Annotated in this window: 11 protein-coding genes; 9 read left to right on the top strand and 2 right to left on the bottom strand. The window is 30.1% G+C overall.

The features are described from left to right. Positions 1-2: 2 nt before the first annotated feature. A complete protein-coding gene (locus tag NPA07_RS03125) occupies positions 3-719 on the bottom strand; it encodes a nitroreductase family protein (RefSeq protein WP_126118545.1) in 717 nt (238 codons plus the stop codon). A gap of 168 nt (positions 720-887) precedes the next feature. Next, positions 888-1,568 (bottom strand): DNA repair protein RecO, encoded by a 681-nt coding sequence (recO, locus tag NPA07_RS03120; RefSeq protein WP_126118546.1) that lies wholly within the window; start codon positions 1,566-1,568, stop codon positions 888-890. Between the two features lie 136 nt (positions 1,569-1,704). Between recO and NPA07_RS03115 the strand changes: the two genes are divergently transcribed. The 9 genes from NPA07_RS03115 to NPA07_RS03075 all read left to right on the top strand — a co-directional run bounded on the left by NPA07_RS03115 (position 1,705) and on the right by NPA07_RS03075 (position 13,169). After that, positions 1,705-1,995: a hypothetical protein gene (locus tag NPA07_RS03115; RefSeq protein WP_126118547.1), complete on the top strand. Its 291-nt coding sequence runs from the start codon at positions 1,705-1,707 to the stop codon at positions 1,993-1,995. Then, positions 1,988-3,613 (top strand): DAK2 domain-containing protein, encoded by a 1,626-nt coding sequence (locus NPA07_RS03110; RefSeq protein WP_126118548.1) that lies wholly within the window; start codon positions 1,988-1,990, stop codon positions 3,611-3,613. The genes NPA07_RS03115 and NPA07_RS03110 overlap by 8 nt, the downstream gene beginning before the upstream one ends. Positions 3,614-3,620: 7 nt before the next feature. Then, complete coding sequence (gene plsX / locus NPA07_RS03105) at positions 3,621-4,616, top strand: phosphate acyltransferase PlsX (protein WP_126118549.1); 996 nt, start codon at positions 3,621-3,623, stop codon at positions 4,614-4,616. A 16-nt stretch (positions 4,617-4,632) separates the two neighbouring features. Next, entirely contained in the window at positions 4,633-5,343 is a 711-nt protein-coding gene (gene rnc / locus NPA07_RS03100; protein ID WP_126118550.1) for a ribonuclease III, read from the top strand. 92 nt (positions 5,344-5,435) lie between these two features. Then, positions 5,436-8,408, top strand: coding sequence for an AAA family ATPase (locus NPA07_RS03095; protein ID WP_126118551.1), 2,973 nt, complete (start codon positions 5,436-5,438; stop codon positions 8,406-8,408). A 254-nt stretch (positions 8,409-8,662) separates the two neighbouring features. After that, positions 8,663-9,556, top strand: coding sequence for an MSC_0882 family membrane protein (locus tag NPA07_RS03090; RefSeq protein WP_126118552.1), 894 nt, complete (start codon positions 8,663-8,665; stop codon positions 9,554-9,556). A gap of 53 nt (positions 9,557-9,609) precedes the next feature. Continuing rightward, positions 9,610-10,446, top strand: coding sequence for a methionyl-tRNA formyltransferase (fmt, locus tag NPA07_RS03085; RefSeq protein WP_126118553.1), 837 nt, complete (start codon positions 9,610-9,612; stop codon positions 10,444-10,446). 247 nt (positions 10,447-10,693) lie between these two features. Then, on the top strand, positions 10,694-12,487 hold the full coding sequence (locus NPA07_RS03080) for a PTS transporter subunit EIIC (protein ID WP_126118554.1): 1,794 nt from the start codon (positions 10,694-10,696) through the stop codon (positions 12,485-12,487). Continuing rightward, positions 12,474-13,169 carry an N-acetylmannosamine-6-phosphate 2-epimerase gene (locus NPA07_RS03075; RefSeq protein WP_126118654.1) on the top strand — a complete coding sequence of 232 codons (696 nt, stop codon included), beginning with the start codon at positions 12,474-12,476 and terminating at the stop codon, positions 13,167-13,169. Before NPA07_RS03080 ends, NPA07_RS03075 begins: the two co-directional genes overlap by 14 nt. Positions 13,170-13,655 lie beyond the last annotated feature (486 nt).

The raw sequence follows: 13,655 nt of genomic DNA, 5'->3' as shown, positions 1-13,655 counted from the left end.
AGTTACATTTTTTTAATTTTTGCAATATTTATAATTGTTTTATCACGGCCGCTTACTTTTTTACTTAAATAATTGGCACTTGAATTAATGTAATCACCTTGAACACTTTTGTTTTTTCAATAGTTTTCTAATTTTTCATTGTATGGAATTATTTCATCAATTACTTGTGCATATGAGTATTGTTCGTAATAAACTCTATTAATTTTTGGTTTAATGTCAGCAGGCATTGATGCTTTTCCAACTGCTAAAGCTATAGCTGGAAAAGCTGAACCTTTTATTTTCAAAATTTTATTTATCTCGCTAACATGAGCTCTAACACCGCCTATAAAACAACTTGACAAGTCTAATTCTGTTGCTGCATCTTGAAGCATTGTAGCTTGAATAAAAGCATCTCCAACAGATAGCAACAGCGAATTAAGTGTTTTATTTTGGTCGCTTTTATTCATTGATTTTAGAACATAATCAATACGATTATTGTCAGCTAAAAACACAAAAAATATTGAGCAATCTTTAACTTGTTTTTGTTGCAAAATTTCAGCCAATCTTTCTTTTGTAGATTGTTCTTCAACAACAACTACTGATGAAGCAAAATAATTATTACTTGTAGGTGCGTTTTGAATAGTTTTAATTAATTTTTCTCTATCTTCATCACTTATTTTATAGTTAACATGATAATCTCTTACTGACCCCCTCTTTAAATTTTTTTCTATAAATGACATATAAATTACCTCCTAAATTTATCTAATTTACATTAAATAATGTTTAATGAAAATATTATTTTAATTATATTAAAAATATAGATTAAACACCAAAAAATATAATATGTAAAAAAATGCCTTTTACCAAAACAACTGTTTTATAGTATTTTTAGTAAAAAAGGTTAAATACTAGTTTAAAAATATTCCATTTTCTTCAAGATATTCCTTAAGTTCACACAAAATAGTTTGATTAACTTTTGAGATGCAAATTTGCAAGAAAATTTTAATATCATGGTACATATAGTAAATTGACTTTAATTCTTTGGTTCAACGCTGATTAACCATGTGAGTTCCACATAAAAAACCACCCTTATAGAATTTGAAATCACATAAGTTACTTGGGCTGTTACATTCGCAACACTTACTTACGTTAACACCTAGTCCAAAATAATTTAATGTATGTGACAAAAGAAAAGTAAAAAGTAGTGAGTTTTTCCCTATTCCAAGGTAATTTAATGTATTTACATACGATTCAAAAAGAGGATAGTAAGCCTTTGGAAATTGTTTTAGTAGGGTAATTGCCTTTTGAATATAAATTAGGTTAAATCTGTTTGCATAATCAATATCAGAAATTAAAGTTGCTTTTTTTAATAAACTCATTTTATTTTGAATTCTGGCTTGAAAAAATTCAATTTCTACAAGTGATCCAAGTTGCAAATTGGTCCGGTTTTTAGACTCGCTCTTGTTAATGCCTTTGGCCAAAAGAAAAAAAATACCTTTTTTTGAATAAACTTCAACTATTGCATCATTATCGCTAGAAGGCGAATTCTTAATATCTAAAACCACAACTTGCATAATTTTTTCAGCCATAAACTTACCTAATCTCTACACAAAAAAATTTATTTTTTATCTTATTATTAATTTTAATATTTAATTGAATATTATTTTATATTTTTTGTTAAAATATTTAAGATTATATATAGGTTAACATTACAAGGAGCAAAGAATGACATTGGACGAAATGAGAAAAATTTTTCTAGATATTCTTAAATCAACTCCGGGGGTTTATGGAATATGTCAAAACGAGGCAGAATGCTCAGGTTTAGCACATGAGTATCTAACTATTCAAAAAATTGATGAACATTGATACTTTGGAGCGACAATAGTTATATTGAAATATTCGAATGCAAAAAATGTAGTTAATTCAATTAGCTCACACTTAAGATATGAACTTACAAAAAGAAGAGAAAAGTTAGGCAAATTAAATATTTTTATAGGAGGTCTTACAAATGACTAAAATTATGAATGGTAAACTATTTAGCGAACTTTTTATTTCGGGTGCTAACAATATAATTAATTCAAAAAATAAAATTGATGCCTTAAATGTTTTTCCAGTTCCTGATGGTGATACAGGTACAAATATGTCATCAACAGCACAAGCAGCAGCAGACGCATTATCAACAAAAAGTTCAAACAATTTAGGAGAAATTGCAAATATTATCTCAAAAAATATGCTTCTTGGGGCTCGTGGTAATTCTGGTGTTATTTTGAGCCAAATTTTCAAAGGTTTTGCAATTGCCTTCAAAGATGTTGAAAGTGTTGATATTTTAGGACTTTTAAATGGTTTTAAAGAAGCAACTAAAAAAGCTTATTCATCAGTGTTGAAACCTGTTGAAGGTACAATCTTAACTGTTATTAGAGAAACAACAGAAGAATTAGAAAAACAGGTTAGTGAAAGCACCAGTTTTGAAGAATTCTTTACTATGGCCAAAAGTTTTGCTCGTAAAGCTTGCGATAATACTCCGAACAAATTAAAAATTCTGCGTGAAGTTGGTGTAACTGATTCAGGTGGAGAAGGCCTCTTTACTATAATTAGTGGAATGGAAGCTGCACTTAATTCAGAACCTATAACAATTAGTGAAGCTGATGATAATGTTGATACATTTATTAGCTCAAAAGAAGTTTATGAAGGCGAATTTGGTTATTGTACTGAATTTATTATTGAATTAGCCAATGAGAAAAAATTTGATAAAGTTCAATTTGAAAAAATGTTAAATAAAAATGCTAATTCACTTGTTGTTGTTCAGGATGAGAAAATTGTTAAAGTCCATGGACATACATTAAAACCAGGCGATATGCTTAATTTTGGTCAAAAATTTGGTGAATTTATTAAAATCAAGTCAGAAAACATGACACGCCAAGCAAGTGAAAGCCGTAATAAAAATGTTATTGTTAACCAAAGTGATGAGCAAGATAGTAAAAAGTGTGCCATTATTTCATGCAATTTAGGTAGTGGCATTATTGCAAGAATGAAAGAATTTGGTGTAGATGTTATTATTGAGAGCGGTCAAACTCAAAACCCTTCTGCTCAGGATATTATTGATGCAATTAACTCAGTAAATAGTAAAAATGTTTTTATTTTACCAAATAATTCAAATATTTTCCTAGCAGCTGAACAAGCAGCACAGTCAATAACAGATAAAAAAATATTCATAATTCAAACAAGAAGCCAAATTCAAGGTCTTACTGCTTTAATGAATTTTGACCCAGAAGCAAGTGCAAAAGATAACAAAGACATAATAAATGATGCTATTAAACTTGTAACAACTGGCGAAATAACCCAAGCAATTAGAAGCACAAAAATTGATAATGTTAAAATCAAAGAAGGCCAATATATTGGCATTACTGATGGAAAAATTTTAGTAAGTGAAAATAATTATATTGATGCTGCCAAAAAGTTAATTAAGAAAACAATTAATGATGATCATGAACTTGTAACTGTCTACTATGGCAATGATGCTTCCGATGTCGATGCAAATGAAATTAAAAACTTTTTAGAAAGCCACTATGATGTTGAGGTTGAGATAGTTAATGGAAATCAGCCAAATTATCATTTTATAATTGGTTTTGAATAGGAGAATAATGTACAAGATCGCATTTGATATTAACGGGAACGACAACGGCATCAATTCAGCTTTAGCAGCAACTAAATTATTTTTAAATACAAACAAAGACTATTCAATCATTTTAGTTGGTCCTAAGGATGAAATTGAAAAATATTATGGCAAAAATATGCCAAATAATATCGAAATAATAGACAATTCAAAACTTGCAAGCGATGTTAAAAACATTCGCCAATCTTTAAGAGAAGATACATCAATGAATGTTGCAATAGATTTAGTTGCAAACAAGAAAGCTGATGCAGTGCTCTCTTCAGGCGACTCAGGTACCTATTTAGCAGCAGCAACATTTAAAATTAAAAGATTGGAAGGAATTTCAAGAGCTGCATTTATGCCAATGATGCCAACAATAACAGGACGTAAATTTATGCTCTTAGATGTTGGTGCTAATTTAGAAACAACAAGTGATTATTTAATTGAATGAACTAAAATTGCTAATTCATTTGCTAGAGTTTTGCTAAAAAATTTAACCCCTAGATGTGCCTTAATTAACATCGGATCGGAAGACTATAAAGGAATTGACATTATTAAGGAAGCAAATATTAAATTAAAAGAACAAAATAAGATAAATTACATTGGTTTTCAAGAACCACGCGATTTATTGAATGGCGTTTGTGAAGTGGCTGTTATTGATGGATATGCTGGTAATTTAATCCTCAAGAGCCTTGAAGGAGCTATTTTAAGTTTTAAGAGTTTACTAACTAGTAAAATTAAGCTTAAACCTATTAGAAAACTTGGATATTTATTAGCAAAAGGCGCTTTTAGAGATGTGGCTGAAACTCTTGATTATCGAAATGTTGGAGCTGCATGAATAGCAGGTGTTAATGGTGTTGTCATTAAAAGCCACGGAAGTAGTGATGAAAAAGCTTATTTTGGAGCACTAAATCAAATTAAATTAGCACTAGACAATAATATTTTAAGTGAAGTTAAAAAAGACTTAAACATTAGTGAGTCATAGAAAGACTAACAACAAAATGCAAGATAAAAAGCAAAATATTGAGGATTTTTTAAAGTCATGAAATATTAATTTCAATAATTTAAGTTATTATCGTCAGGCTGTGACTCATGGATCTTATTTTGGCCTAAAAAAGAATAAAACAAAAAAAACAGAAAGTGAAAGAGTAGGCAACTATCAAGATTTAGAATTTCTCGGTGATGCTATTTTACAGTACTTTTCGACAGATTTTGTCTTTCGAAAATTTCCAAATTTAAGTGCTGGTAAAATGACACTTATTCGTTCAAAATTAGTTCGTACAAAAACTCTTAATGACCTAAGTATAAAAATTGGGCTTAAAAAATTCTTACTAACTGCGCCTGGTCAAATGAGCGAAGATGCAAAACAATCAATTAAAGTTGGCGCCGATATTTTTGAGGCTTTTATTGCCGCAATATATCTTGATACAAACTTAAGAGTTGTCAAAGAATTCTTAGATAAGACTGTCTTCGACATAAACATTGAAGCCTTTGACATTGAACATCTTAAAGATGCAAAAACAACTTTTCAAGAACAAATTCAATCATTTAGCAAGTTAGCAGTTGTTTATGTAGTTAATGAAAAAGGTTTGAATGAATTTGAAGCTCAAGCAATTCATGACAACAAAATCTATGGTTTTGGCATTGGAAAAAGCAAGGTTGAGGCTGAAGAAAATGCAGCTCTTGATGCATTACACAAAATGAAAAAATAAACATTTTACAATTTAAATAAATTATTAATATTAAAATTATTATTATGGACCAAAAATAGAATTGAGTGGTTCTAAATAAACAAGGAGGTAATATGAAACTCATTAAAGTTGAAGCTCATGGATTTAAATCATTTGCTGATCCAATTGTGCTTAAGTTTGATGGTGGAGTAGCGGGGATTGTTGGGCCTAATGGTTCAGGTAAATCAAACATTAACGATGCTATTAAATGAGTTTTAGGTGAACGTAGTGCTAAAGAATTACGTGGAGATAATATGGATGACGTTATCTTTGCGGGTTCAAAAACTGCTAAACCTATGGACAAAGCAACAGTTACATTAACATTTGACAATCGAAATGGTATAAGTTCAATTCCGCATGAAACTATTTCAATTAGCCGTGTGCTTGAAAGAGGAAATGGGAATAACCAGTACTTTTTAAATGGCGAATTATGTCGTCAAAAAGACATTAAAGATATAGCAATGGAAAGTGGTATTGGTAAGAGTTCATTAGCTATTATTTCGCAAGGAACAGTTAGTGACATTGCCGAGGCAACACCAGAAGAAAGAAAAGCTATTTTTGAAGAAGCAGCAGGTGTTTCAAAGTATAAATTCCGTAAAAAAGAAGCATTAAGCAAGTTGGCAAAAACGCAAGAAGGACTTGATCAAATTAAACTTGTTATAAGTGAAATTGAGAGAAAGTTAATTCCGTTAAGAAGACAAGCTGAAAAAGCAAAGGTTTATATTGCAAAAAGTGAAGAACTAAAAAGTGTTGAAGTAGGTCTTTTAGTTGATAACATTAGAACATTTGGTTCAATGTATGAGAGATTAGTTAGCGAACTTGAAGGTGTTCAAGAAACAAAAAATGATCTTGATGCACGTATTTTATCAGCAGAAGCTGCAATTACACAAAATACAAAATTTAGATCAGAAGTTGAAGCTGAATTAAAGGAACTTTCAATAGAATATGAAACAGTTAAGGATAGATTAAATAAACTTAACATTACATTAGCAAAAGAAAGTGAACGTGAAAGATTAATAGCAGCTGGTGAAATTCAAGCTAATCAAACAGAGCAAATTGAAGCATATAAAACAATGCTTACAAGACATGCAAATAAATTAAATTATTATGCACGCGAGATAGAAAATCAGGCTAACCAAATTGCTGAAAATCAAAAAGTAATTTCAAAATATGATGAAGAAATTAACTTAATGAACATTAAAATTAATAAAAAGCGTACCGATTTACTTAAAATTGAAACTCAATTAAATTTACTTAATCAACAAAAAGAAAGTAATTCTTTATTATTTAAAGGTACAAAGAATATTTTAGAAAACAAATCATACTTTGGTAAAGCACTTAAAGGAACGGTTGCTGATTTAATTAAAGTTATTAAGGAATACATTCCAGCAATCGATTCAATTTTAGCAAATGCCTCACAACACTTGGTTGTTGATAAAAGTGAAACAGCTGTTAAAGCTGTTAACTTCTTAAAAGAAAACAACGGCGGTCGTGCAACATTTATTCCTCTTACATCAATCCAACCAAAAATGATTCGTGATGATCACCTTCTAGCAATCCAAGGTCACCCTGGATTTGTTGATGTAGCAAGTAATCTAGTTACTATTGATCCTCAATTCGAAATTCTTAATAAATTTCTTTTAGGTAATGTTATTGTTGCTAGTGATATTGAAAATGCAAACAAAATTTCAAGTATTCTTGAACGTCGTTATATGGTTGTTTCACTTGATGGTGATACAATTCGTTCAGGTGGTGTTATTATTGGCGGTGCCAAGAATACTGCTCAATCATTACTTGGCTTTGATGAAAAAATTAAAGAGCTTGAAGAAATTGTACCAGGTATGAGAGCAGCTGTGCAAGCTGATGAGTCAAAAATCAACGAGATTAGAAACTATCGTCGAAGTGCACTTGAGTTAGATAGCCAATTAAAACAACAAATTACAAGTTTAAAAACCCAAAAAAGCAGTGAGCAAGGACTATTTGATGAATTACAACTAAAACTTCAAAATATTACAAACAAAGAATTCAAAGTTAAAGAAGGTGTTTCAGCTTCAAGCCCTGAAGCATCAATTGAAGTTTTAGAAAGCCAAAAAATTGCACTTGAGTCACAATTCAGAGCAAAAAATGAACGTGTTAATACAATTGCTGCTGAAATTAACTCGACATTAGCGCTTAAAAACGATTATGAGGCAACTCGTCGTAAACTAACTGATGCATTCTCAACAAAAATCGGGGAAAGAGAACGATCAAAAACACTACTTGAGCAAAGTAGAGAAAGACTTGCTTCTCAATATAAAATGACTTTTGAAGCTGCTGAAAAAGTTCACCATCTTGAAATGAACAGAGATCAAGCGGAAGAAATTGTTAGACAACTTAGAGAAGAAATTGAAAACCTAGGCAATGTTAACCTTGAAGCCCTTGAACAATTAGTAGAGGAAGAAAAGCGTTACAATGAGTATGCAGAAGGTGAAAGAGAATTAAGTGCTGCAAAAGAAACACTTGAAAGTGCTATTGCAGATATGGACAAAATTATTATTACTCGTCTAACAAATATTATTAATGATGTTAATGATGAATTTAATAATGTCTTTCGAACAATGTTTGGTGGTGGTACTGCAAAACTATTCTTTAGCAACCCAAAAGACATACTTGAGTCAGGTGTTGAAATTGAAGCTCAACCTCCTGGAAAAAATATTAAGAATCTTAAATTATTCTCAGGTGGAGAAAAATCTCTTATTGCTATTTCATTATTATTTGGTATTCTTAAAGCTCGTCCATTACCACTTTGTATCCTTGATGAGGTTGAAGCTGCACTTGACGAGGCAAACGTTGTTCGTTATGCAGAATATCTTCAACAACTTAAAGAAAAAACTCAATTCTTGGTTATTACTCACCGTCACGGAACAATGTCAAGAGTTGACACTTTATTTGGTGCAACAATGCAAAACCGTGGTGTTACAAGCTTCTTTAGTATTCAATTAGCAGATGCTAAAAAACTTGTTGATGATGAACAAAAAGATGATATTGAACACTCAAACAAAAAATAAATAGTTATCGTGCTAACTTTTGAAAGCACGATTTTTATTTTTGCTTAAAAAACCTATAAAATAGGCATATTAGTCAAATATTAATAGAGAAGTACTAAGAAATTCTTTGCTTAATGTAGCAATTATTATATAGTGAAAAAGGTCAGTAAAACTTATAATTATTTATAATAATTATGAGAAATATAAACATTAATATTACTAAATATAAAAAATAATCATTTATAATTAGAGTACTAAATTGAAAGGTAAAAAGCATGCGAAAATATCAACCAATACAAAATTCAGCAAGTATCGAAGTTGTTCAAAATAACCACGACTATAAATTTAATAATCACAATAGTCGTGTTTATCGTGATCCAAAGAATCAAATTTCGCCCCGTGTTTATCGTGTTATTAGAGCAGAACAAATGCTTAAGATTTTAATCCTTTCAATTTCATTTTTGATTATGACAATATCGGTAATAATGTTTACATTAGTATATGCAAAAGTTGGGATTTTTAATCAAGAAAAAAGACTAATTGGTTATTTGATTCTTTTTGGAACTGTAGCATTTTTATCAATGTCAATAGGTTTTAAAAACTTAATTGAGAATATACAATGATCTCATACTATTCAAAGGTATCGAGATGCGGTAAGTAATGGAGATTATACATCAAGCAGCACATTCCACATTGCTTATCGAAAAATAGTACTCAAAGATGTTAATTTAACATGAATGCTTGTTTTTGTTTTAACATATCTAGGAATTATAACTGCAATAGTTTATGGACTTTATATGTGAAAACGCTGATATTATGAAAGTGATACATTAAAAATTAATTTTGAATGAGCAAAATGACTTGACCAAGGATTTGGAAACACAATATTGTTTTGTATCATTAGTGTAATAATAATGGCTTCTTCAGTTGCTGCATATATCATAATTAGGTTATTTGACAAAAAACGATTGGCTGATATATGCGACTTTTTAGGTGAGCGTTCTGTCGAGATTCATGAACAAGTTGAAAAGAGCAGAAGAGAACGGAACAAAATGTGGTTAAGAGTTTATTTGGTTATAGTTACTCTTACAATATTATTGCCTATTGCCTTAGCATTAGTTGCGTTATGAAGACTAATTGTTAGACGTCGCAGAAGCGTTATTAAATAATTTAATTTAGCGGATTAATTCCGCTTTTTTTTATTTACATTTATAATTGAGATATGAAATTATTATTAGCTGGAACACCTGCATTTGCAGTTGAAATTTTTGAAAAATTAATCAACAACTTTGAAGTTGTTGCAATAGTGTCGCAACCTGATCGACCAAGCGTTAGAGGACATAAACTAACTCCAACACCAACAAAGCAATTAGCTCAAAAATATAATATTAAATGTTTCCAACCAGAAAAAATTTCTCAAATTAAAGATGAATTAGAAGCATTAAATTATGACTATTTAATTACTTGTGCATTTGGCCAATATATACCTGAAAATGTTCTAAAAATTGCTAAAAAACTTAACTTAAATATTCACGGTTCTCTACTTCCAAAATATCGCGGAGCTGCTCCAATTCAATACTCGCTTTTAAACAATGACCAAGAGACAGGAATTAGTTTAATGGAAATGGTTAAGCAAATGGACGCGGGCGATATATTTGTCCAAAAAGCCATCAAAATAGAAGAATACGACACAACAAGTATCCTATTTAACAAGCTTTCCAAATTAACTTGCGACAATATTGTTCAATGATTAATAGACCTTGATTTGGGAAAATTAAAAAGAATAAAGCAAGACGAATCAAAAGTAACACTTAGTCCAAAACTAGATAAAGAAAAAGCACTTTTAAGTAGTGAACTATGCATGCAGGAAGCAATAAACATTATACGAGCATATGAGTTAAACCCCGGGGCATATACTTTTATAGATAATAAAAGGGTTAAAATATTTTTTGCTACAAAAAAAGAAGTAAAAAATGCACCTAAATTGAAATTTAGTGATGGTTATTTATATGCCACTGATTACCAATTTGAATCTAAAAAAAGAATAAAACTTATTTAAATCTCTAAATAGACAAAAGTAGTGATTAAACATTTAATTTGTCTGTTTTTTTGTTGTAAAAAAAATACAAAATCAATTTATTCACTTGTAAGAAACATACCAAGTAAATTGATTAACTTTTAATAATAGTAAAATTTTAATAGAAAAAGGAAATATTTACATAATTATATGATGCTAATAAATATTCAAAATATTGGTAGTTTTATAATTGGGAATATTCTTTTTTCTAGGCAAGGAGGTTTTATAAATGGACACCTCAAAAACAACTACTTCTCCAAATGAAGTTAATAATAAATCTCAAAAAGGTAAAATTAAAGCTTGGTTTCAGCAACTGGCTAGGGGTTTAATGTTGCCAATAGCAATTTTACCTATTGCAGGGTTACTTCTTGGAATTGGAGGAGCTATTGGTGCAAACGTTCATACAGCATTAGGTACAACCATTGCAAACATTTTTAAAGGAATTTCTGTAGTTGTATTTGGCAATTTACCTATATTATTTTGTATTGCTATTGCAATTACTTTTTCAAAGGACAAAGGTGGTGCAGGTTTTGCTGCAGTAATTGCATACCTTGTTTTCACAAGTAGTCAAATGGCTTTTATACAAAAACCAGAAAAAGACTTTGCTGGTTCAATTCTATGATTTCATAAATATTTACCAGGTATTGTTGATAAGAATCTAGGTATGAATTCATTAAATACCAGCATTTTTGGTGGTTTGGTAGTGGGCATTGCTACTTCTTATACGTTTAATTACTTTTCAAAATTACAATTACCAACTGCATTGTCATTTTTCTCAGGTATTAGACTAGTACCTATTGTTTTAGTTCCTATTTCATTTGGTATCTCATTAGTATTCTTACTATTTTGACCATGAGTAGGTTTGGCAATCTTTAAAATTGGTGCACTAATTCAAAAAGCACCATTAGGACTTGATGGATTTGTTTATGGAGTTTTAGGTCGTGCACTTATGCCTTTTGGTTTACATCATATTCCAATTGTTTTGGCATTTCAAACAGAATTTGGTGGCGTGCTATCTATACAAATGATTGAGCAAGCAGTAACCAAAAATATAATTGATCAAAATACAGCAAACATTTTAATTAAGGAATTAAAGTCATTTACAGATAATAAGGAAACAATCATAGGTGATCAAAATATATGAAACTTCATTAATGGACTTAAATTTAATACTATTAATGGAGTAAGGTTATATCCTTGATTTTATTCGAATTTAGGAATTAATGCCGGTCGATTTACTCAAGATTATCCAACATATCTTGGTACATGTATGGGTATTGGTTTAGCAATGATTTTGTTAGCTGAAAAAGAAAATCGTAGAAATGTTGCTATAACAATAGGTTCAGCAATGGCTGTTGCATTCTTAACAGGTATTACAGAACCATTAGAATTTACATTCTTGTTTGTAGCACCACAACTTTACTATGCAATTTATGTTCCACTTAGTGGACTTGCTTATGCTTTAATGGAGTGAAGCGGAGCTCATGTCGGTGTTGGTTTTGCCCGTGGATTTATTGATCTAATTATCTATGGTGCAATTCCAGTCGCCAAAGGCACAGCATTCTACTGAGCACTACTTTGATCAATTGTGCTTGGTTCAATTTCATTTGTAACATTCTACTTTTGAATTAAGTATGGTAAGATAGCTACTCCTGGACGGCTAGGAAATAATATTGGTTTAATAAACAAGAAAAAATATCAAGAATTAAAAGAAAATGAAGCTGATAAAAAACTCATTGAAAAAGCTAGCAATCAAGAAAATAAAAAAACATTCGATGATGAAAATATTGAGGGTATTGTTAATAAATTAGGTGGATTAGCAAACCTAAATAATGTATCAGCTTGTGCAACAAGATTGAGAGTTGAACTAAAAGAAAACTTGGATATTAAGGCTGAAGATTTTGTTCCATATGGTTCATTTGGATTAGTTCATGACAATTTATCTGTTCAGGTTATTCTTGGTGGTAAGGCTACAGTCATAGCCGATAAAATAAACGAGAAAATTAATGATGAAGTTAAATAATAATTTGTTTATTGTTTCATGTCAAGCACTTGAAGATGAACCTATGTATGGACCTGGCGTTATTGAGCGACTTGTTAAATCTGCTTTACTAGGTGGTGCTGGCGGAATAAGAATTAGTCAGAGAGAGAACATAAAAACTATTATGGATTTAGTACCAAAGGATATTCCACTTATTGGTATTACTAAAAAGAAATTTGATGACTCAGAAGTTTTTATAACTCCGGATTTAGATGATTTAAAATTCTTAATTGATAGCAAAATTCCTATAATTGCTATTGATGCAACATTAAGAAAAAGACCAAAAGAAAGCCTTGAAGAATTAGTATCTTATTTTAAATCGCATAATAATAATCAATTATTGATGGCAGATTGCTCAAATATTGATGATGTTAAAAACGCATTTGAGCTTGATTTTGATATCATTTCAACAACGCTCAGAGGTTACACGAGCGATACGAAAGATATGCCAAATATATTCAATAATTACCAATTCCTTAAAGATATAGTTAAATTAAATAAAAAATATAATAAGTATATAATTGCTGAAGGTGGCTTCAATACACCACAAAGTGTGGCAAAAGCTTTTAAAATTGGTGCTAATGGTGTTGTTGTTGGTTCTGCAATTACTCGACCAACTTTTATTACTCAACAATTTGTAAATTACCTTAAGATAAATAAATAATAAAAAAGACACGCATTTTATCTAATCGTGTCTTTTTTTGCCACTATCATTTCATTCATCAATTACTTTAAGTCAATCACTTCTACTGCTTTTGTCTTCTATCTTAGATACTAGATAGTCGGTAATTATATCTGCTATATATTGTTGAGTCTATTTTAGAACTTAATGCATGGTAGCGAATACGTTGTTCAACAGTTTCGTGAAGAAGAACATGAGGGTATTTTGACTTTTGTGATTTATTGGCTGTTATTAATAGAAATGGGAAATTATTTTTCAATAATTGTTCACATAAGAAAATAATTTCAGCAGTATTTCCGGTCTTAGAAAAATTATAACCGGTGGTTTTTCTTCCTTTTGAGCCTTTGAAAATAATGAAATTAAAAACGTATGAAAGCCATCATAGAAAAATGTCCTGTAGTTAAATTTTTCTCCCAAGTTTGACGAATCAATTAAAAAAAGAGTATTAAAAATGACTAATACGCCTTA

The sequence above is a fragment of the Mycoplasmopsis caviae genome (assembly GCF_024498215.1).
In the GTDB taxonomy this organism is placed as follows: domain Bacteria; phylum Bacillota_I; class Bacilli_A; order Mycoplasmatales; family Metamycoplasmataceae; genus Mycoplasmopsis; species Mycoplasmopsis caviae.
Note: the sequence above shows the minus strand (reverse complement) of the source record. Positions and strands in the feature narration are given on the sequence as shown.